General features: G+C 62.5%; 19 protein-coding genes. 7 read left to right on the forward strand and 12 right to left on the reverse strand.

Annotated elements, in window-relative coordinates:
* The first annotated feature begins 40 nt into the window (after positions 1–40).
* Positions 41–571, forward strand: a complete 531-nt coding sequence (gene thpR / locus SR908_RS08150; protein ID WP_179702977.1) for an RNA 2',3'-cyclic phosphodiesterase — start codon at positions 41–43, stop codon at positions 569–571.
* 174 nt (positions 572–745) lie between these two features.
* Here the strand turns inward: thpR and SR908_RS08155 are convergent, their stop codons facing one another.
* A complete protein-coding gene (locus SR908_RS08155) occupies positions 746–1,624 on the reverse strand; it encodes an SDR family oxidoreductase (protein WP_097021459.1) in 879 nt (292 codons plus the stop codon).
* Positions 1,625–1,741: 117 nt separating this feature from the next.
* On the opposite strand from SR908_RS08155, the gene SR908_RS08160 reads away from it, so the two are divergent.
* Positions 1,742–2,662, forward strand: a complete 921-nt coding sequence (locus SR908_RS08160; protein ID WP_097021460.1) for a hydrogen peroxide-inducible genes activator — start codon at positions 1,742–1,744, stop codon at positions 2,660–2,662.
* Positions 2,659–4,752 (forward strand): ATP-dependent DNA helicase RecG, encoded by a 2,094-nt coding sequence (gene recG / locus SR908_RS08165; RefSeq protein ID WP_281504935.1) that lies wholly within the window; start codon positions 2,659–2,661, stop codon positions 4,750–4,752. The genes SR908_RS08160 and recG overlap by 4 nt, the downstream gene beginning before the upstream one ends.
* Before the next feature lie 24 nt (positions 4,753–4,776).
* Here the strand turns inward: recG and SR908_RS08170 are convergent, their stop codons facing one another.
* The 5 genes from SR908_RS08170 to SR908_RS08190 form a co-directional block, all read right to left on the reverse strand.
* Positions 4,777–5,253: an XRE family transcriptional regulator gene (locus SR908_RS08170; protein WP_245846285.1), complete on the reverse strand. Its 477-nt coding sequence runs from the start codon at positions 5,251–5,253 to the stop codon at positions 4,777–4,779.
* Positions 5,254–5,344: 91 nt separating this feature from the next.
* Positions 5,345–7,531, reverse strand: a complete 2,187-nt coding sequence (gene yccS / locus SR908_RS08175) for a YccS family putative transporter (RefSeq protein ID WP_246923315.1) — start codon at positions 7,529–7,531, stop codon at positions 5,345–5,347.
* A gap of 109 nt (positions 7,532–7,640) precedes the next feature.
* Complete coding sequence (locus tag SR908_RS08180; RefSeq protein WP_097021462.1) at positions 7,641–8,000, reverse strand: hypothetical protein; 360 nt, start codon at positions 7,998–8,000, stop codon at positions 7,641–7,643.
* A 91-nt stretch (positions 8,001–8,091) separates the two neighbouring features.
* Positions 8,092–8,364, reverse strand: coding sequence for an HU family DNA-binding protein (locus SR908_RS08185; protein WP_040240342.1), 273 nt, complete (start codon positions 8,362–8,364; stop codon positions 8,092–8,094).
* A gap of 150 nt (positions 8,365–8,514) precedes the next feature.
* A complete protein-coding gene (locus SR908_RS08190; RefSeq protein ID WP_246923311.1) occupies positions 8,515–9,675 on the reverse strand; it encodes an FAD-dependent oxidoreductase in 1,161 nt (386 codons plus the stop codon).
* Positions 9,676–9,808: 133 nt separating this feature from the next.
* On the opposite strand from SR908_RS08190, the gene SR908_RS08195 reads away from it, so the two are divergent.
* The 4 genes from SR908_RS08195 to phoR all read left to right on the forward strand — a co-directional run bounded on the left by SR908_RS08195 (position 9,809) and on the right by phoR (position 13,434).
* Positions 9,809–10,357, forward strand: a complete 549-nt coding sequence (locus tag SR908_RS08195) for a chorismate--pyruvate lyase family protein (RefSeq protein ID WP_246923308.1) — start codon at positions 9,809–9,811, stop codon at positions 10,355–10,357.
* Positions 10,358–10,421: 64 nt separating this feature from the next.
* Positions 10,422–11,318 (forward strand): 4-hydroxybenzoate octaprenyltransferase, encoded by an 897-nt coding sequence (gene ubiA, locus SR908_RS08200; protein WP_246923305.1) that lies wholly within the window; start codon positions 10,422–10,424, stop codon positions 11,316–11,318.
* 101 nt (positions 11,319–11,419) lie between these two features.
* Entirely contained in the window at positions 11,420–12,109 is a 690-nt protein-coding gene (gene phoB / locus SR908_RS08205) for a phosphate regulon transcriptional regulator PhoB (RefSeq protein ID WP_097021466.1), read from the forward strand.
* A 5-nt stretch (positions 12,110–12,114) separates the two neighbouring features.
* Positions 12,115–13,434: a phosphate regulon sensor histidine kinase PhoR gene (phoR, locus tag SR908_RS08210; RefSeq protein ID WP_246923303.1), complete on the forward strand. Its 1,320-nt coding sequence runs from the start codon at positions 12,115–12,117 to the stop codon at positions 13,432–13,434.
* Positions 13,435–13,507: 73 nt separating this feature from the next.
* On the opposite strand, the gene fhuF is transcribed toward phoR, so the two are convergent.
* The 6 genes from fhuF to cysZ form a co-directional block, all read right to left on the reverse strand.
* Entirely contained in the window at positions 13,508–14,266 is a 759-nt protein-coding gene (fhuF, locus tag SR908_RS08215) for a siderophore-iron reductase FhuF (RefSeq protein WP_246923300.1), read from the reverse strand.
* Positions 14,267–14,359: 93 nt separating this feature from the next.
* Entirely contained in the window at positions 14,360–16,420 is a 2,061-nt protein-coding gene (locus SR908_RS08220; RefSeq protein ID WP_246923345.1) for a TonB-dependent siderophore receptor, read from the reverse strand.
* 217 nt (positions 16,421–16,637) lie between these two features.
* Entirely contained in the window at positions 16,638–17,660 is a 1,023-nt protein-coding gene (locus tag SR908_RS08225) for a helix-turn-helix transcriptional regulator (protein ID WP_246923297.1), read from the reverse strand.
* 18 nt (positions 17,661–17,678) lie between these two features.
* The gene (locus SR908_RS08230) at positions 17,679–18,290 is read right to left on the reverse strand and encodes a superoxide dismutase (protein WP_097021469.1); all 612 of its coding nucleotides are present in this window, start codon (positions 18,288–18,290) and stop codon (positions 17,679–17,681) included.
* A 127-nt stretch (positions 18,291–18,417) separates the two neighbouring features.
* Positions 18,418–19,344, reverse strand: coding sequence for a ZIP family metal transporter (locus tag SR908_RS08235; RefSeq protein ID WP_097021470.1), 927 nt, complete (start codon positions 19,342–19,344; stop codon positions 18,418–18,420).
* A gap of 28 nt (positions 19,345–19,372) precedes the next feature.
* Complete coding sequence (gene cysZ, locus SR908_RS08240) at positions 19,373–20,101, reverse strand: sulfate transporter CysZ (RefSeq protein WP_097021471.1); 729 nt, start codon at positions 20,099–20,101, stop codon at positions 19,373–19,375.
* Positions 20,102–20,227: the final 126 nt, after the last annotated feature.

Genomic DNA, 20,227 nt, shown 5'->3' on the forward strand with positions numbered 1-20,227 from the left:
ATGCGCCACCCTGCTGGCAACGCCACCGGGAGCCGACATCGTGACCGCTTCTCGCCGACTCTTCTTCGCCCTGTGGCCCGACGACGCCAGTCGCCGGGCCCTCGCCGCCGAGGCCGAACGCCTGGCACCGCACTGCGGCGGTTATCCGCTGCCCGCGGAGAACATGCATATCACGCTAGCGTTTCTGGGCAATGTCGATGCCTCGCGGCTGGAGGCGCTCGTCGATCTGACCCGAGCGTGGCCGGCGCTGCAGGGCGAGTGGGCGCTGGATCGGCTCGGGCATTTTCCCAAGCCCCGCATCGTCTGGGCAGGCAGCCAGGCGCCGAGTGCTGCGCTCCTGGCGCTCGACACCGAGCTCTGGCAGGCGCTGTCCCATCACGGATTCACCGCGCCGCAGCGTGAATTCACCCCGCACGTCAGCCTGGTTCGCCAGGCCGACCGCGCGGCACCAGAGTCACGGCTATCCACCCCGCTCCTCTGGCGCTTCGACCATCTCGCCATGGTGGAATCGCAGCTCGGCGACGGCGGTTCACGCTATCGGACGCTGGCGTGCAACCACGACCGACATTGAGACCATGACCAGCCACCATGCATACGCCGCTGACATCCTCACTCATGGCCCTCGCGCACAGTGCCATGTCGCCCCGAACAAGAACTGCCTCGCACTCCCGGAAGACAACAGAAAAGCGCCCGCAGGCGCTTTGTAATGGATGTCAGTAGGTTGGTGACGGTCCCCCGTCGCGAGTCAGGCGCTTTCCGTGGCGGTCAGGAAACCGCCCTGTTTGAGAACGTCCTCGTAACCCTCGCGAAAAGTGGGATACTGAAAGCGGTAACCGCTATCGCGCACGCGTGAGTTGTCACAGCGCTTGCTGGACCGGCGCCGCAACGGTGATTGAATGGTCTCGGTGAGTTCGACCTTGAGCTTGCCCGCCATCCACGTCATCACTTCATTCAATGGCGTCGGTTCGCAGTCGCTGGCCAGGTAGAGCGACTCCACCGGCTTGTCGTCGAGGGTCAAGGCGATCAAATGTGCCAGCACACCCGCGCAATCGTCGCGATGAATACGGTTGGAATACATCGGCGGGTTCGCGGCCGCGACACGGCCTTCCTTGACCTGGCGGATCAACCGATCGCGCCCCGGGCCGTAAATGCCGGAAAAGCGTACCACGGTGCCAGGCAGCGGATGATCGAGCAGCGCCTGCTCGGCCTCACGCATCAAGAGTCCCGAGAACCCGGTGGGCGCCGTCTCCGAGGTTTCGTCGACCACTTCGCCCGCTTGCTGGGCATAGACGCCGGTCGATGAGACGAAAAACACTCGCTTCGGCGGCATGGCACGCGTCTCGAGTTCGCCGAGCACGGCCTTTAGCCCCTTGGGATACGCTTCGGCATAGGCGTTTTCGTCGAAGCGCGCAGCGCTTAGGATATAGACGACAGTATCCGCGTCGGGCAAGCGTGTCAGCGCATCAGGGTCCGTGACGTCTAGTGCCAGGGCCTCGATGCCGGTTTCCGCGAGCGGCGCAACCTGGCGACGCACGCCGATCACTCGCTGGCCGTCGTCGATCAACCGCTTACCTAGCTGGATACCAATGTCGCCGCAACCAATAATCAGAGTCGTTTTCTTCACCTTTCCCTAGCCTCTTGGTAAAAGTCCTTGATAAAAAGTACTTGGCAAAAAGTCCCTTGCATCGAATACCTTAGTGAATCCATCGCGTAGCCTAGGAGGCCCGAAAAGGCCCAGCCCATGACCCTAACAGAACTTCGTTATATCGTAACCTTGGCTCAAGAGCATCACTTCGGGCGCGCTGCCGAGCGTTGCTACGTCTCCCAGCCCACTCTTTCGGTGGCCGTCAAGAAGCTGGAAGACGAACTGGGCATCGCCTTGTTCGAGCGTTCCAAATCCACCGTACAGGTCACACCCCTGGGCGAGAAAATCGTCGCTCAGGCGCATCGGGTACTGGAACAAGCCGGTCTCATCAAGGAAATGGCCACCGAAGGCAAGGACCAGTTGGCAAGCCCACTGCGCATCGGGGCAATCTACACCATCGGGCCTTACCTGTTTCCGCATCTGATTCCCGAGCTGGCGCATCACGCCCCGCAGATGCCACTGTACATCGAAGAAGGCATGACGGGGGATCTACGCCGCAAACTGCGCAGCGGTGAACTGGACGCCGTGATCGTCGCCCTGCCGTTCAACGAGCCGGATGTGCTGACCAAGGCGATCTACGAAGAGCCTTTCGAAGTGCTGTTACCCGCCGGCCATCCATGGACACACAAAACCGCGATCGCCAAGGAAGACTTGCTCCAGGAAAAGCTGCTGCTGTTGGGCGAGGGACACTGTTTTCGTGACCAGATTCTCGAGGCTTGCCCCGCCATCAACAATCAACTCAACAATCCGGGCAACACTCTGATCGCCGAGGGCGGCTCGCTGGAAACCATTCGCCACATGGTGGCCTCGGGGCTGGGCATCACGGTGCTACCCAAGTCGGCCATCGGCACCGGCCATTATGAATCGGGATTGCTCGAAAGCCGGCCCTTCGCCAATAGCGTCCCCAGCCGCACGGTGGCCATCGCCTGGCGTGCCAGCTTCCCCAGGCCCAAAGCCATCGATGCCCTGACCACGGCCATCGAGACATGCCAACAGCAGCGTATCCAGGCGGCATGAGCACTGACATAAAGGCTATGGATGCGCCGGTCAGCGAACTCACCGGCGTGGGCGAGGCGCTGGCCGCCAAGCTCGCCCGGCTGGGTATCGCCAGCATCGCCGATATGCTCTTTCATCTGCCGTTGCGCTATCAGGACCGGACGCGCATCACGCCGATCGGCACGCTGCGCGCCGGTACCGAAGCCGTGGTCGAGGGCGACATCGCCGCTGCTGATATCGTCAAGGGACGGCGACGCAGCTTGCTGGTGCGCCTCAAGGATGGTTCAGGCATCCTCAGCCTGCGCTTCTTCCACTTTTCGCCCGCGCAGCAACAGCAGTTCACGCGTGGCTTGCGCGTGCGTGCCTTCGGCGAGGCCCGCGCCGGCGCTACGGGCCTCGAGATCTATCATCCCGAGTACCGCTTGCTGAATCAGGAGGACGCCCCGGTCGAGGAACACCTGACGCCGATCTACCCCACCACCGAGGGCTTGACCCAACCACGCCTGCGCGGCCTGATCCAGCAGGCACTCAAGCAACTCGACGCCGCGCCCGACGCCTTGCCGGATTGGATTCCCGACGCTCTGCGCCAGCGCTTTCGCCTACCGGGGCTGCTCGAGTCGCTGCGTTACCTGCACGAGCCGCCCCCCGAAGCGCCGGTGGAACGGCTCGCCGAAGGGCGCCATCCCGCCCAGCGACGCCTGGCGTTGGAAGAACTGCTCGCCCATCAACTCAGCCTGCGACAGGTGCGTCTGCGCATCCAGACCGACAGCGCGCCCGCACTGGGCGGTGGGCGTAGCCTGCAGGCACGTTTCCTGACTCAGTTGCCGTTTTCGTTGACCGGCGCGCAGCGCCGCGTCCTCGACGAAATCGGCCACGATCTGGAACGCGCCACCCCCATGCTGCGCCTGGTCCAGGGCGACGTCGGCTCAGGCAAGACCGTGGTGGCCGCCATGGCGGCACTGGCGGCCATCGCCGGTGACTGTCAGGCGGCCATCATGGCGCCTACCGAAATCCTCGCCGAGCAGCATTATCGCAACTTCCGCGATTGGTTTACGCCGCTGGGCATCGAGGTCGGCTGGCTGGCGGGCAAGCTCAAGGGCAAGGCGCGCCTGGACACCAAGGCGGCAATCGCCGATGGCCGCATTCAGGTCGCGGTGGGCACGCACGCGCTGTTTCAGGACGACGTGCACTTTCACCGCCTGGGTCTGGCGATCATCGACGAACAGCACCGCTTTGGCGTTCACCAGCGACTGGCGCTGCGCCAGAAGGGCGAAGCCGGCGGCCTCACGCCACACCAGTTGATCATGACCGCCACACCGATTCCGCGCACGCTGGCGATGAGCGCCTACGCCGATCTCGACCTGTCGATGATCGACGAGCTACCGCCCGGCCGCACGCCGGTCAAAACGGTGGCAGTTCCCGACGAGCGTCGTCCCGAAGTGATCGAGCGCATTCGTCGCGCCTGCGCCGAGGGCCATCAGGCCTACTGGGTGTGCACGCTCATCGAAGAATCCGAAGCCTTGACCTGCCAGGCCGCCGAGGCGACCCATGAACACCTCAGCGAAGCGCTGCCCGACCTGGCCATCGGCCTGGTGCATGGGCGCATGAAGGCGGCAGAAAAAGCCGAGGTAATGGAGGCATTCAAGACGGGCGAGCTGGATCTTCTCATCGCCACCACGGTGATCGAGGTCGGCGTCGATGTGCCCAATGCCAGCTTGATGATCATCGAAAACCCCGAGCGTTTGGGGCTCTCGCAGTTGCATCAGCTGCGTGGCCGCGTGGGGCGCGGCGCCACCGAGAGCTTCTGCGTGCTGCTGTATCATCCGCCGCTGTCGCAGCACTCGCGGGAACGGTTGGGGGTGATGCGCGATACCACCGACGGTTTTCGTATCGCCGAGAAGGACCTGGAGCTGCGCGGTCCTGGCGAAGTACTCGGCACTCGCCAGACAGGCCTGGCGCAGATGAAGATCGCCGACCTGGAGCGCGATCGTGATCTGCTCGACACCATCAGCCCCCTGGCGCGTGCGCTGCTCGACGAGGCGCCGGAGGCCGCCACGCCCTTGATCCGCCGTTGGCTGGGCGAAGACGCCGGACATTACGGGCAGGTGTAAACCCAGGCGGGCACCGCCCGGCCGTCATGATGGCGTGGAGTCATCCTCGGCCTGCCCGGCCTGGCGCTCCCACTTGCCCGCCTTGGCCAGTGCCATGATGACCTCGCGGGCAATGGCACGCTGACTCGGCGGCAAGCCAGCGAAGGCTTCCAGTGTCTCGCGCTCGCGATAACTCAGCGCTTCCCACAGATGATCGCTCTCGTGGACGCGGTGCTGCACCGGCGCACCGAAGCGCAAGGCGGCTGGCGGCACTTTCAGCCACTCGGCGAGAACCACGAGCTTTTCCTGAGTGGGCAGAGTTTCGCCGCGCAGCCAACGGCGCACGCCGTGCAGCGTCACTGGGCGTCCCGGATTGCGCAGGTTGAACTCGCGCTCCAGCACGGCGGGCTTGGGCGCATAGCCGGCCTGTTGCATGGCCTCGCGCAGGCGTTGGGCGAATTGGGTCTTGGCGTCTTCCATGCCTGCACAGTAAGGCGTCTCGCCCCCATGCGACGTAACCATTCCGTTGCTTTTTTGAAGATCGGGCAACACTACCGGTTACGTTGCGTGACGTCGATTATCCCGAGATAGCAGTGACTTACCCGTGACGCCGTCATTCACGCGAGGCCTGGATCGACAACCGCCCCGCCGCCTCGCTCAACGCGACCAGTTGACGACTGATCAACGCCAGTTGGTTCTGCAGCAAGCGGCGTTCATCACACGTTTCCTCGGCGGCGGACGCCTCCAGCAAGCCGGCATGCCGCATCAGGGAGTCCTTGCACGGCGTGACCGTTTCGCCCGCAGCGAGCTGGCGCGCCACGCGCGCCAGCGTCTCGGCCACGTCATCGGCCGCCGCCGTCACCGCGGTGTTGTCTTCCCCCGCGGCGCCGGCCGTCCCTCGATGGGCCCCCAGCGCCGAGAGATAACTCAACAGGGTGTGCGAATGCACCAGAAAACGTAGCCCGGCATCGGCATCCTTGCGAAAGTGCCCCGGCTCCAGCAGAACATTGCCCAGCGTCGTGGAAAGCGCCGCGTCGGCATTATGAGCGTTGCGCCGTGCCAACCGATAGGCAAGGTCGTCGCGCTTGCCTCGCGCGTACTGATCAAGGATCGCGCGCAGATAAGCCGCACTGGCTTCGAGTGTCGTCGCCGCTTGACGGTGCAGCCCGCGCCCTTGCCAATCGGGCAGGATCACCAGCACCGCCAGGCCCGCGATGGCGGCGCCCAGTAGGGTATCGAACAGACGCGGCCAGATCAGCCCGAAGCCGTCGCCGACTTGATTGAAACAGCACAGCACCATCAGCGTGATGGAAGCCGTCGCCAGTGTGTAGTGATGCGCACGGGTAGCGAAGAAGGCGACGCCGGCGGCCACCGTGATCAACGCCTGGACAGGCTCGGTGGGAAATAGCGTGATCAGCGCCCAACCGGCGACCAACCCCATCACCGTGCCTTGTATACGCTGACGCAGAAAACGCCGCGTAGCCCCGAAATTGGGCCGGCACACGAATACGCTGGTGAGCAGGATCCAGTACCCCTGGGTGGGATGAATCCAGTGAAGCAAGCCATAGCCCACTACCAGCGTCACGCTCAAGCGTAGCGCATGGCGAAACACCGGTGATGCCAAGCTGAGATGCGCCTGGAGACGTTCGGCAACGTCGCTCAGCCCACGTGGCGAGCGGTCGAACAGACTGCTGTCCTCGTGATCGGCCCGCGCGTCGGGATTGTCGGCACCGGCCAGCTTGTCTTCCAGCGTGGCGAGGTTATCGGCCAGCGCCGACAACGAGCTCAGCAGGTCGCGCCATTCGTCGCGTCCCTGGGCATACAGGTTGTTCAGGGATGCGTTGAAATCCTCCAGCGCCTGGGCACTGGGGCCGTGATCGAAAGGACGATCGAGAAGCAACGCACGACTCAAGGCCTTGCAGGCACGCCCTTGCTGATCGAGCAGACGCTGGGCACGAAAGAGGATGTCGTGATGGAAGAACGTCTCGGCCAACGCGCCATACGGATAATGCGAGGAACTCGCTCGCTCGTGGATGTCCTGTGCAATGAAGTAGAGCCGCAGGTAGCGATTGAGTTTGCGCCCACCTCGCTGGCCTTCAAGGCGCCGGAAAATCATTTCCTTGCTCTGGTTGAGCGCTGCCACCACGCGACCATTCTGCTGGGCCAGCGCCAGACGCTGCTGCTCGATATCCATCCCTCTGAGCGGCTCGAAAAGCGCCGACTTGAGGCGCAAGTACACGCCCAGCTCGCGAAAGACGTGCGCCAGGCTCAACTTGAGCGGATGACGCGAGAACAAGGCGCACCACACCACCGAGATCGCCCCGTACCAGGCCGCGCCCGAGACCAGCAGCAACGGCTCGCCCCACAGCCCGTCCAGTGCCGCACCGCCGTGCTGCTCGAGACTGATCATGGTGTAGATGGCAAGAATCAGGGTCGCGGTGGCGATGGTCGCATAGCGCTGCCCCACCGCACCGAGCATGGTCATGCCGAAACTCGACACCCCAAGACCCACCGCGAAGATCACGGGATGCGCAAACGTCAATTCCACCGACAACGCGGCAACGGCGAAACATACCAGCGTCACCAGCAACGCCTGCAGACGCCCCTGCCAAGTATCGTCGGTCTCCGCCAGGGCACTGGCGATGATGCCCAGGAACAGCGGGATCAGCTTGCCCATGTCGTCGAGATACCAGCAAAGCGCCATGACGCCGGCCAGAGCGATGAACACACGCAAGCTGTAGGCGAAGGACTCCAGAGTCCAGAGGCGTCTGAGCGGTTGGGTCAGCGACGTCGGCAGCATATATCTCGGTCGGACGGTAACAAGCCAGGAAGTCGCGCCATGCACGACACTACGACGTTAGTATAACGAATCCGACCGAGCCAAAGCGATGTCCGTCGTGTGGCGGATGCTACCGCAGGTGCTTGAGCAATCCCTGTAGCCGCTCCAGGTCGCGCGAATCGCCGACCAGACGCAGACGACCGCTTTGCAAACCGTCGAAGAACGCACGCGGCGTGGGGCGCTTGAGAAACGCCACGCCGGCACGGGCATCGCGAAAGCGCAATTCCAGATCGAGATCGATGGGTAGACCCGGCGCGTCCTCGATGGCCTCGGGGCGCATACGGTAATGGCGCGCGAGGCTGAGATCCTCGGTAGCGACGCCCCAGTCGAAGCGTTGCATGTCCGACAGGGCTTGTTGAAAACGCGGGTTGCGGCGTCTAGCACGCTTGAGCATGACACCCAAAAGCCACAGCATCAGACGCAGTTTCATGCGCGCCTCGCCACATAGAAAAAGAAGGAAAAGGAGAAGAAATTGCACGGAGCGCCGGTGGATAGATAGCCCGAACACTCCGTGCCATCACTCACTTCACGGCGTCCTTGAGCGCCTTGCCGGGCTTGAACGCCACGGTCTTGCTCGCCGGAATGGTCAGCGGCTTACCCGTCTGCGGATTCTTGCCGGTACGCGCGGCACGCTCGCGGACGGTGAAGGCACCGAACCCGATCAGCGAGACATCTTGGCCCTTGGAGACGGTACCTGTGATCTCATCGAGAATGACATTAAGGACCTGACTGGCCTTGTCCTTGGAAAGATCGGCGCGATCGGCGATCGCCGCGGCGAGTTCTGGCTTGCGCATAAAGCCCTCCTGGTTTGGCAACGAATGCGACATCTCTTTGATATCGCTTGTTGTTTTTCAATGAGCGAAACAAGCGCCACGCCATCGACGCAGCGCTGACACTACCCACCTACTGCGCCAGACCGGTACCCACCGGCATGACGACCTAAGCTAGGGTAGCAACGGCGGGGCGGCCCGCGCCAGCTCGACTTTCCGACGTACGCAAGCGCCTGTCAATGCAAACCCCAGCAAATGGCCGTTTTCATCCTCGGCAAGTGCACTGAGATCGTCGCCCTCGCCCTCGATCCTCCAGCGCGCCGGTGTCTGGCGCGGCGGTAGGGCCACCACCGGGCATGACGGGGTCTTGACCAGTACGGGCCAGGCGCCGTAAGCGACCGGCGTCGGTGTCCCGGTCAGGGTCGCCGCCAGTGCCTTGGCACTGGCCTGGAGCGGCTGAACGTACATGGCGTTGAGCCCCGCCACGCAGGCGCAGTCGCCCAGTGCATGAATATCGGGCTGCGCGGTCGCCAGGTAGCGGTCGGTCTGGATACCAGCCTCGGAAACCGCGAGGCCAGCGGTGTCGGCCAGCGCGGTACGCGGCGCGAGGCCGGTGGCAATCAGCACGAGATCGGCGGGCAAGGTTTCGCCGTCATCGAGCGCCAGCGCCACCGTCTCGCCGTCGCGCTGCAAGCTCGCAACGGTGCGCCCCAGGCGCATGTCGATGCCAGCGTCATGCATCGCCTCGCCCAGCACTCGGCCCAAGGCCGGCGGCAACAAGCGCGCCAGCGGCGCCGCTTCGGGCGCGACCAAGGCAACGCGGTGCCCCCCGGCAAGCAGGTCGTCGGCGAACTCGCAACCGACCAGGCCGGCGCCGACGATCGCCACGCGCGCTCCCTGTGGCCGACGCGACAACGCAGCGTAAAAGTCACGATAGTCGTCTAAATCATTGATGGTGCAGACGCGATCGCGTACCTCGTCCGCCACCGTGAAGGGCGGACTGGGCGCGGCACCGGTAGCTAATACCAGTTCGCCGTAGGGCAGGCGTTCCGCACCGATGGAAAGCGTCTGCGTTCGCGGGTCGATACCATCGACCCGCGTGTGCGTGCGCATCGTCATCTGGAACGCATCGGCCACGTCGATGGGGGAACGCATCGCCAAACGCTCGGGCGGCATCCCCTTGGCAAAACCAGTGGACAAAAGCGGTTTCGAATAGTCGGCGCCACTATCGGCAGTGATCAGGGTGATGGCGCGTCGCGCATCGCGAGCACGTACCTGCCGGGCCAGGCCCAGGCCGGCCATGCCGCTGCCGACGATGATCAAAGGGTCGCTCATTGGCGCCTCGTGCTACGCATGACAGAAAATGATGACGCGGCGATGTGACAGCTCAAGCGCCGCAAGCGCGGACGCTGCAATAGCGCATCGTACACGCATGATACACTCATGTACTTTGAGCCTGATTTTACGCATGACACACGACCGTTTCAGCGCAGGCCCACACTGGCTACCGGCCGACGCCCAGCGCCCCCACATGAGCCCCGCTTGGTGGCGCTGGTTGGCCTCGCGCGACTCGCTGACCGCGCGCCTGCGCGCCGCCAATCCGCAGTCGTTCACGGTACGCTTGCTTGCCCAGGGCATGGCGCGGCCACGTCTCGACGAGGCCCAAGCGCTGGGGCTCGACCCCCGAGCCCGTATCTGGCGGCGCGAGGTAATGCTGATGCTGGGCGACACACCGTGGGTCGCGGCACGCTCGGTGGCCCCACTGGCGTCGCTTCACGGCGCACGACTGCAGTCGCTAGGAACACGTTCGCTGGGTAGCTGGCTGTTTCGCCAACCCGGCCTCGAACGCGACCCTATCGAGATCATTCGATCGCCGACTCCCACGTTCATTACGGCACACGGTCGCGCCGCGCCCTGGGGACGTCGTTCGATTCTGCGCCTGGGACGTACGTCGATTCTCGTCCAGGAATTCTTTCTCGACGCCATGGCCGCTGACCTCGCGTTGCCATCGCGCTAAGCTGGCCGCTCACGTTTTCACAGGCACGTTGCTTTTCACAGGCACGTTGTTACAGGAGAGCCCGATGTCCGCCGATTCATCCGACGCCGCGCGCCCCACCGGCCTGGCCCGCGTGCCGGATTTCCTGCGCCTGACGCGCCTGGACCGGCCCATCGGTACTTGGCTTCTGATGTGGCCGACGCTATGGGCACTGTGGCTGGCCGCCGAGGGCGTGCCCGAGCGTGGCACGCTGTTGATCTTCGTCGTCGGCGTGTACGTGATGCGTGCCGCCGGTTGTGTGGTCAACGACTACGCCGACCGACATTTCGACGGCCACGTCAAGCGTACGCGTGACCGGCCATTGGCTACCGGACACATCTCCGAGAAGGAAGCCAAGGCCACATTCGCAGTGCTGGTGGTGATTGCCTTCGGCCTGGTCTGCCTGACCAATCTGCCGACCGTGCTGCTGTCGTTCGCGGCGCTGGCGCTGGCGGCCACCTATCCGTTCATGAAGCGCTATACACATTTCCCACAGGTGGTGCTGGGGGCGGCTTTCTCGTGGGGTATCCCCATGGCCTTCATGGCCATTCAACGCCAGGTACCGCTCGAAGCGTGGTTGCTACTTGCCGCCAATGTCGCCTGGACGGTGGCCTACGACACCGAATACGCCATCGTCGATCGCGATGACGACCTGAAGGTCGGCATCAAGTCCACGGCAGTACTGTTCGGCCACGCCGATCGCCTGATGATCGGACTGTTGCAGGCCCTGACCATGGTGCTACTCGCCTGGGTCGGCTTGCGTCTGGCGCTGGGCGGTTTCTTCTGGCTGGGGCTGGCCGCGATGGGGGCGATCTTCGTCTTTCAGCACCATTTGATTCGTCATCGCGAGCGCGATCCTTGCTTCCGCGCCTTCCTCAACAACCACTGGGCCGGGCTGGTGACCTTCGCGGGCATAGCCCTGTCGCTATGGCCTATGCTATAGGTCATGTGTCATGAAGTTGTCACATTAGCGCGTTGTAATCGTCATGCCGATGTCATTCATGAGTAATTCGCTTCATCGCGATCCGCAAGAGGCCCATTCCCATGACCGCCAAGACCGTGCTCATCGTCGATGACGAGGCGTCCATCCGCGAAATGATCGCGGTGGCGCTGGAAATGGCCGACTACCGCGTGCTGGAAGCCGACAACGCCCAGACGGCGCACGCCATGGTGGTCGACGACCAGCCCGATCTGTTGCTGCTGGACTGGATGATGCCCGGCACCAGCGGCATCGAACTGGCGCGGCGTCTCAAGCGCGATACTGTCACCGCCGAGCTACCGATCATCCTGCTCACCGCCAAGAGCGAGGAAGACAACAAGATTCAGGGGCTGGAAGCCGGCGCCGATGACTACATCACCAAGCCGTTCTCGCCGCGGGAACTAGTGGCACGCCTCAAGGCCGTTCTGAGACGCGCCACGCCCACTGGGGTCGAGGATACGGTGGAGATCGACGGCTTGCGTCTCGACCCTGTCAGTCACCGGGTCAGCGCCAATGGCGAGGCGCTGGACGTGGGCCCCACCGAATATCGGCTTCTGCAGTTCTTCATGACGCACCAAGAGCGCGCTTATACCCGCAGCCAGTTGCTCGACCAGGTCTGGGGTGGCAATGTCTACGTCGAGGAGCGCACCGTCGATGTGCATATACGCCGCCTGCGCAAGGCGCTCGGCGATGATCACCAACACCTCATACAGACGGTACGTGGCACCGGTTATCGCTTCTCCACCAAGGAGTAGCGCACATGTACTATTGGACCAATGAGCTGTGGCGTCTGGCGTATCTCGTCATCGGTCTCGGTGTCCTCGGGTGGCTCTTCGGCGCACCCGGCTGGGGGCTGGCCGCCGGTCTGGGCCTCTATGTCTATCTACATCTACGCCATTTGCGCGCCCTGTATGTCTGGCTGACCCATCATCCGCATCATGCGCCACCGGTCGGCGCTGGCGTCTGGGGCGATCTGTTCGACCGCCTCTACAAGTATCAGAAGATTCAGCGGCAATCGCAGGCCCGCCTGCGCGATATCATCCGCCGCGTGCAGGACTCCTGCGAGGCAATGCGCGATGCTGTCGTCATGCTCGACAGTCACGGTGACCTGGAGTGGTGGAACAGCGCCGCGACCCAGATGCTCGGCTTTCAGTCTCCCCACGACCGCGGCCAGCACATCACCAATTTCCTGCGCGACCCGCGCTTCGTGGCTTATTTCAACGCCCGCGATTACCGCGAACCGCTGACTCTGGCCTCGCCCCTGCGCGATGACGTGACCCTGCAATACCAAGTGACACTGTTCGGCGACAACGAGCGCCTGGTCATGGCTCGTGACATCTCGCGGCTGCATCGCCTGGAAGAAATGCGCCGCGATTTCGTCGCCAACGTCTCCCACGAACTGCGCACCCCGCTCACCGTGTTGACCGGTTATCTCGAGACCTATCTCGATCAGGCCGACCAATTGCCATCACGCTGGCAGCGCGGCCTCGGCCAGATGCAGGAACAGACCCAGCGCATGCAGAACCTGGTCGAGGACCTGCTGCTGCTGTCGAAGCTGGAAACCGATCAGACCCGCGATGACCCGGCCCCGCTGGACATGGCCACGCTGCTGGAAAACATTCGCGACGATGCCGCCAACCTCTGCGCGGGCAGTCACGAGATAGCTCTGGATATCCACACCGGCCACTGCCTGCTGGGTGACGAAGGCGAGATGCGTAGTGCCATCTCCAACCTGGTCTTCAATGCCGTGCGTTACACACCGGCGGGCAGCACCGTCACGCTGCGCTGGAAGGCCTGGAAGGAGGGCGCTGCGGTCGAGGTCGAGGACGACGGCGAAGGCATCGACCCCGTGCACCTGCCGCGCCTCACCGAACGTTTCTACCGCGTCGACAAGGGGCGCAGCGCCGCCAACGGCGGCACCGGCCTGGGCCTGGCGATCGTCAAGCATGTGTTGCTACGCCACGACGCGCATCTCGACATCGACAGCCACCCCGGCCAAGGTGCGCTGTTCCGCTGTGTTTTCCCCGCCACACGCGTGCGCGCAGCCCCCGAAGAACGGCGTGCCGTGGGCAATAGCTAGGTTCTGTGGATAAGCGAAGTGCCGATCCCCATGTGGACAAGTCGATGTTGCCACCAGGGGACGCGGGCAAGGATTAGCCGTTGACCACGCGACGCGGCGACTGTGTTTCGGGCTTCTCGCGGCACGCCAACGGGCAGTTACCGCAATAGCCCAGGCCGGGGAGGAGGTAGCGGATACAACAGACGCGCCGGATGGGCTCGATATCGCCCTCGGCGTTCTTGCAGTGACGAACGGGCTGGAAAAGCGGATTGCGCTGGCCATCAGCCAATTTACGTAACGTCATCAGCTGCTCACCGGCTTCCGCCGCGTGTTGGGCCGCCGGCAAGGTGTGCAACTGGCCCACGAGATAATCGACGTATTGCCCCAGGTTACTCCACAGGGCACGCGGCGCGATGCCGCTGTTATGCGCCATGCACGTGATGGCGGGCCCCCAGGTGTCGTGTATCAGCGGCAAAAAACGCGCTTCTGCTCGAGTGTCGGCCAGAGGCGTGGACGTGTCCTCGACCACCAGGGCGTCGATAAGCATGTCTTCGCCGAGCACCACTCCCAGACGCGAAAGATCAAGTGGCAACTGCCGATCCGCCAGCAAGTTATGCGCCACGCCCGTGTACGTCGTCAGGGCCAGGAAATACTTCGACCAGAGCGACATGACGGCACGACAGTCGCCATGCTGGTGCTCGGCACCATAGTGCTGGATCACGTGCGCCATACCGCGACGGGAAAACAGATCCGTCGCCCGCCAGGCCGTCTTGGGTGCCTGGTCCCAAGTAAGTAGTTTGCGCTCCATTCCCTTCAAGGGACCGGCATAGAACCGATCAAGCAACACTGACATCGAAGGCTTTCCTGTGGCGAGGCCAAGTGGAAGGCGTGGGCCTGATGCCCACGCCTGAAAGCGTAAATGAAAACCACTCGCGACTCAATCGCGCTAAAAATCGTACGTCAGGCTCGCACGCACATTACGCTCCGCACCGAAGTAGCAGTAATCAAGCGAGTTACACGAGGCCACGTATTCCTTGTCGAGCAAGTTACCCACGTTGAGACGTACCTGCATGCCCGGCATGCCCATTTGGCTCATGTCATAACCCAGCATGGCATCGACCAGCGTGTAGTCGGGGACTTTCTCGGTATTGGCACGATCCGCATAGATATCAGCGTAGTAGCGCACCCCGAGACCGGCATCCAGCCCCGCGAAGGTATCGCCCTGGAAGGCATAGTGGCCCCATAGGCTGGCTTGATGGCGCGGGGCGTAAATGGCGTGGCTGCCTTCTTCGCTGTCTACGTCGCTCTTGGCGTAGGTAATGTCGGTGTAGCTATAGGCGGCCTGCAAGCGCAGTCCTTCGGTCAATTGCTTGCGAGCTTCCAGCTCCAGACCTTGGGACTCGATCTCGCCGATGGAGCGGTAAGGGTCGGTTGGCTGCTCCTTGGTGGCGACATTTTCCTGGGTGATGCGGAACAGCGAGAGACTGTAGCGGTCCTCGGTCCCCGGGGGCTGGTATTTGAGGCCGGTTTCCCACTGCTCGCCTTCCATGGGCTCGAGCACATCGCCATCGGTATCCACGAAGCTGGTCGGCGTGAAGGCCGTGTTGTAGCTGACGTAGGGCGCGACGCCGTTGTCAAAGAGGTATAAAAGCCCCGCGCGACCGCTGAAATAGGTTTCGTCGAGCGTATCCTCATGGCCAGCCAGCTTTTGCTCGTTGGTGATCGAAACCCAGTCGTAGCGGCCCCCGAGCGTGAGACGCCAGCGATCGAAAGCCATCTGATCCTGTAGATATGCCCCGGTCTGGGTCAACTCGTGACGCTCGTCGTTGGTCACCGCAATATCCCCTACAGGGTCGGCCCCATACTGCGGATCGAAGGCATCGAGAGACGGGAAGGCACCCGATGTCCACACCACGTCGTTCTCGCGATTCTGGTAATCGACACCGACCAGCAGGGTATGATCGATAAAGCCGCTGGAGAATTCGCCCTCGAGTTGGTTATCGATCGTCCAGGCCTCGAGCGACTCGCGACCGCCGGAGTAATAGCGCACCAGCTCGTTGGAATCGGGTGATGTCCATCCGTAGCCATAGACCTGGTTCAAGGTAGTATCCGAGTTCAGGTAGCGCACTTTCTGACGCGCGGTCCAGGCGTCATTGAAACGGTGCTCGAGCCTGTAACCGAACATACGCTGGGTGCGTTCGAACTTGTCGTAATCCTCTTCGCCATCGAAGAAATTATTACTGATCTTGCGGCCATTGTGGCTTTCCACCGCCCCCTCATAGGGCACGCCGGAGTGATAGCCGCCTTCCGGATCCTTTTGCAGATAGGCCATGAACGACAGCGTCGTATCGTCGCTGACATCCCAGGTCACCGAGGGTGCGATGGCGTAGCGCTCCTCCTCGACCGCGTCGAACTGGGTATCCGCGCCACTTGCCAAGCCCACCACGCGATAGGCGGCACGCCGCTCATCATCCAGCGGCCCCGTGACATCGAACGCCGCGCTGCGCTGGCTATTGTTACCCACGCCAAAACGCAGCTGCCGGTGTGTCTCGAATTGCGGTTGCTTGCTGGTCAGCGCCACCAGGCCCCCGGGAGACGAACGTCCGTAAAGCACCGAGGCCGGCCCCTTGACGACCTCGACGTTCTCCAGGAAATAGGGATCTATCACCATCGAGCTGTAGCCATTGGTGTCCCCCATCACCTTCAATCCATCGAGATAGGTATTACTAAGACTCCCGTCAGAGAAGCCCCGCATGACCATGTAGTCATAGCGATTGGAGGCGCCGACCTGGTTGGTGTAAACCCCCGGCGTATACTGCACGGCGTCCCTGAGCGTGCGGGAGTCACGCTCATCCATCTCCTCGCGATCGATGTTGGAAATGGACTGCGGCGTTTCGATGACCGGCGTCTGTGTCTTGGTGGCGGCCTCGCCCGACACTGTGACCGTGGACAGATCCACAGCACTGTCGTCATCGCTTTCGGATTGCGCCCACGTCGTCGTGGGCATGAACAAGACGCCCGCCAGGAACGCGCAGGAAAACCAGTGGGGATGCAATGTGCGACTCATGAAAACGGCTCCTCGCTCTCGTCTTCGGGTCGAGGTCGACCCGTTTCTTATGGAGAGTGAGAATTATTAACTTTTAAGAGTCGTTCTGCTTATGATCAACGCCGAAAAACCTATGCACGACGCTGCAAGCGATCTCGCGAAGGAACTTCTTTCCTCATCAAGGAGTATGCACGACACCCGTCAAGGAGAGACGCTGGTGTAACGCACGCGGTGATAGGCCATAACGCTGCTTGAAGGCGGTGGCGAAGTTGCTGGCATGCCGATAGCCGACGCGCGTTGCCACGTACTGCACGCTGTAGCCTTCCCGGAGCAGGTCATGTGCCATCTCGAGGCGGCGTTGACGCAAGTACTCGAAGACCGACTGGCCGTACGCCTGACGGAACTTTTCACGTAATACGCTGGGGCTCATGCAGGCCAGTTGCGCCAGGGAGTCGAGGCCATGCGAGACGTCGGGATGATCGTGCAGGCACTCACGCACGCGTGCCAGGTGATGGCGGTCACGTACGCCCAAGTGATCCATCTGCCCAGTCGGGGCGTTTTCCTTGGCCGCCAGCCCATGCGCCATCAATTGCAGCCCCAGCCCCTCGCCGAGCAACGTGTGCGAGGTGCCCGCCCCCGGGGCGTTCAGCCACTGTTCGAGCGATGACAGCAGGCCCTCGGGAAGCGCCAACCGCCAGGCACCACCCGTCGCCGAGGTCAGCAATTCGGTAAGAGGCTCGGCCAGTCGGCTCTGGGCGGTGCGTGCATCGTCGAGCAGCGTCAAATTGATCGCGCGCAGCCGCTGGCCGCCCATGTGACGCGCACTCAACGGACAGCTACCGTCATTGGACAACATCACACCTTCGCGTGGCGACAGCGTGATGCGCTTCTCGCCATGCATCAGCTCGGCCTGTCCTTCGAGCATGACGATGATCGACACATGCGCCGGTGCATCCGCCAACGCGTGGGTTTCATAGGTGTGATGAATCGTGAGTCGCGAGCCGACGAGGCTGATGCCCAGATCTGGACGACATTCGTCGACCCAACCCTCGGCCACGGGAGTGGACGCGGCGTCGTTGCGGGTCAAGGAGGGAAAGCGGTGATACAAACGATAACGGCGCTCGAAAGCGCCGAAATCTGCCATGGTCAGGCACTGGGCCGGCTCTGAGACATCGTTTGCCATGCCTGTCGCCGGGCCCATGACATACTCCCGATAGGCTTACGCAGTGGCTTCGGCGTAACGACGCGCCACTTCGTCCCAATCGACGACCTCGAAGAAGGCCTTGATGTACTCGGGACGCTTGTTCTGATACTTGAGGTAATAGGCGTGTTCCCACACGTCCAGCCCCAGAATCGGCGTGTTGCCGTGCATCAGCGGGCTATCCTGGTTGAGCGTGTTTTCCACGACCAGACGCTTGGCAGGCGTGACGGACAGCCAAGCCCAGCCACTGCCAAAGCGCTTGACGGCAGCTTGCGTGAAGGCTTCACGGAACGCTTCGTCACCGCCCAGCTCGCTTTCGATGGCTGAGGCCAGATCGCCCTTGGCCTTGCCTCCGCCCTGCGGCGACATGACCGTCCAGAACAGAGAATGGTTGGCATGTCCGCCACCATTGTTGATCACTGCCTGACGCTTGGCTTCAGGAACGCGCTCGATTTCGCCCATCAGGGTCTCGACCGGCAGCGATTCGAGATCCGTGCCTTCCAGAGCGGCGTTCAGATTATTGACGTAGGTCTGATGGTGACGGCTGTGATGGATCTCCATGGTGAGCGCATCGATATGCGGTTCCAAGGCATCATAAGCATAGGGTAACGTCGGTAGTTGATGCGCCACGACATACCTCCTTGTCAATCTATCGTCGAATGTCGAGCCTTGGTGCAACATGGCACCAACGGCACGTTGTACCTAACAATAATAGTTTTCATTGCAGGTTTGTCAATTACTTAGCCGCTTCGTGGGGTCAGAACACCTTGTCGAGCACGAACATCAGCATGAATCCTCCCAGCACTCCGAAGGTCGCATCGCGTTCGTGTCCCTTGCGATGCGATTCGGGAATAATCTCGTGGCTGATCACGAACAACATCGCGCCGGCGGCAAAGGCCAGACCAAAAGGCAGCAAGGCATCCACGACGTGCACCGCCAAGGCCCCGATGACCCCACCGATGGGTTCCACCAGACCGCTCAATAACGCCGCACCCAATGCAGTTAGGCGCGAATAGCCGATAGCCAGCAGGCCCAGGGAGACGATCAGCCCCTCGGGCAGATTCTGGAGACCGATACCCAGCGTCAGCGCTACCCCGGCGGCCATGTCGCCACGCGCGTAGCCCACGCCAACCGCCAACCCTTCGGGAAAGTTGTGAATAGTGATGGCAAAGATGAACAGCCAGATACGCCGGATCTGCAAAGCATCCGCGCCACCCTGCTTGCCCAGCGCGAAGTGCTCGTGGGGCACGAAACGGTCCATGCCCCAGACCAGAATGCCGCCACACACGATCCCCCCGCAAACGATCATCAGGGCCCAGCCGATGGTGCCGGTGAGCGCCAACGAATCCTCGTAGGCCGGCATGGCTAGAGAATAGGCCGTAGCGGCCAACATCACGCCAGCGCCGAAGCCCATAAGGGCATCCTCGAGACGCTGACTGATGTGGCGCAACACCATGATCGGTAGCGCCCCCAGCGGCGTGAAAAGCCCGGCCACCAGGCTCGCCAACATGCCCGCCTGAAGCGTGCTCAACGTCCCCAGCCAATCGCGCATCTGGGCGCCCAGCCACCATATTAAGAACGCACCCACGGCTGCCGCGAGAAGGATACCCAGCGCCCAGCGGCGTCGAATAAAGCCACCGGGCGCTATGGAAGGCGCTTGCGAGGGCGCTTGCGTATCTTGCATGCGGGATCTCCTGCGTCGTCGAGAGCGTTCAGCGTGTCACAGCCGGTAGATGACGGTAATACTGCTGCCAGAGTATCACCGCACCCGCCACGCCGCCCGGCAACAACACCAGATTGAGCACGGGTATCCACGTCGCCAGCGACATGCCAAACCCGAAGGTTAACGTCGGCCACCAACGCGTCCGCAAACGTCGCCGCATATCACCAAAGCTCACCTGGTTGTTATCCATCGGATAGTCCAGGTATTGAATCGCCAGCATCCACGCCGAAAAAGCAGCCCACAAGAATGGCATGAATATGTTCACGCCGGGCACGAAGCCGAACGCGAACAACAGCGCCATGCGCGGCAGCATGTACCCCAGCTTGACGCATTCCCGGCCCAGCGCGTCGACCCCGGCGCGGAAAAGCCCCCGCGTATCGCTGGGCGGCGCCCCGCTCAGGCGCCATTCTACCTTTTCGGCGAGAAAGCCATAAAACGGCGCGGCGATCAGGTTGGTCACCAGCGTGAAGGAAAAGAACACCACCAACAGCAGACTCACCACCAGCAGCGGCCAGATCAACCATTCCAGCCACTCGAGCCAGGACGGCACCTTGAGCATCCAGTAGTCGAGCCAGCCACCGAAATGCGAGAACAAATAGCCTAGCGTGGCGGCGTAGATCAGCAGATTGATCGCCACCGGCGCAATGACGAAGCGGCGCATCCCCGGCGACAGAACCAGCCGTGTGCCCTGACCGATGGCTGTAAACGCGTGCAGCATCGAAGTTTATTCCTTGATAGACGATAGCGCGGGCCCTGAGCAACAGCATGCCATGCGGCGGCCCCAGCGCCCATCTCCCGCGATGGATGAGAAATTTAATACTAGTATGAGGCGCTCTCAGACTTC

It is taken from the genome of Chromohalobacter canadensis (genome assembly GCF_034479555.1).
GTDB classification, from domain to species: Bacteria; Pseudomonadota; Gammaproteobacteria; order Pseudomonadales; family Halomonadaceae; genus Chromohalobacter; species Chromohalobacter canadensis.

Bases quoted from the DNA above. Each gene is read 5' to 3' on its own strand.
- SR908_RS08195 (WP_246923308.1), top strand. From the start codon at position 9,809: ATGACACACGACCGTTTCAGCGCAGGCCCACACTGGCTACCGGCCGAC.
- SR908_RS08180 (WP_097021462.1), bottom strand. From the start codon at position 8,000: ATGAAACTGCGTCTGATGCTGTGGCTTTTGGGTGTCATGCTCAAGCGT.
- cysZ (WP_097021471.1), bottom strand. From the start codon at position 20,101: ATGCTGCACGCGTTTACAGCCATCGGTCAGGGCACACGGCTGGTTCTG.
- SR908_RS08170 (WP_245846285.1), bottom strand. From the start codon at position 5,253: ATGGTTACGTCGCATGGGGGCGAGACGCCTTACTGTGCAGGCATGGAA.
- fhuF (WP_246923300.1), bottom strand. From the start codon at position 14,266: ATGTCAGTGTTGCTTGATCGGTTCTATGCCGGTCCCTTGAAGGGAATG.
- ubiA (WP_246923305.1), top strand. From the start codon at position 10,422: ATGTCCGCCGATTCATCCGACGCCGCGCGCCCCACCGGCCTGGCCCGC.
- SR908_RS08190 (WP_246923311.1), bottom strand. From the start codon at position 9,675: ATGAGCGACCCTTTGATCATCGTCGGCAGCGGCATGGCCGGCCTGGGC.
- SR908_RS08160 (WP_097021460.1), top strand. From the start codon at position 1,742: ATGACCCTAACAGAACTTCGTTATATCGTAACCTTGGCTCAAGAGCAT.
- phoB (WP_097021466.1), top strand. From the start codon at position 11,420: ATGACCGCCAAGACCGTGCTCATCGTCGATGACGAGGCGTCCATCCGC.
- phoR (WP_246923303.1), top strand. From the start codon at position 12,115: ATGTACTATTGGACCAATGAGCTGTGGCGTCTGGCGTATCTCGTCATC.
- SR908_RS08235 (WP_097021470.1), bottom strand. From the start codon at position 19,344: ATGCAAGATACGCAAGCGCCCTCGCAAGCGCCTTCCATAGCGCCCGGT.
- yccS (WP_246923315.1), bottom strand. From the start codon at position 7,531: ATGCTGCCGACGTCGCTGACCCAACCGCTCAGACGCCTCTGGACTCTG.
- SR908_RS08225 (WP_246923297.1), bottom strand. From the start codon at position 17,660: ATGGGCCCGGCGACAGGCATGGCAAACGATGTCTCAGAGCCGGCCCAG.
- SR908_RS08185 (WP_040240342.1), bottom strand. From the start codon at position 8,364: ATGCGCAAGCCAGAACTCGCCGCGGCGATCGCCGATCGCGCCGATCTT.
- recG (WP_281504935.1), top strand. From the start codon at position 2,659: ATGAGCACTGACATAAAGGCTATGGATGCGCCGGTCAGCGAACTCACC.
- SR908_RS08220 (WP_246923345.1), bottom strand. From the start codon at position 16,420: ATGCCCACGACGACGTGGGCGCAATCCGAAAGCGATGACGACAGTGCT.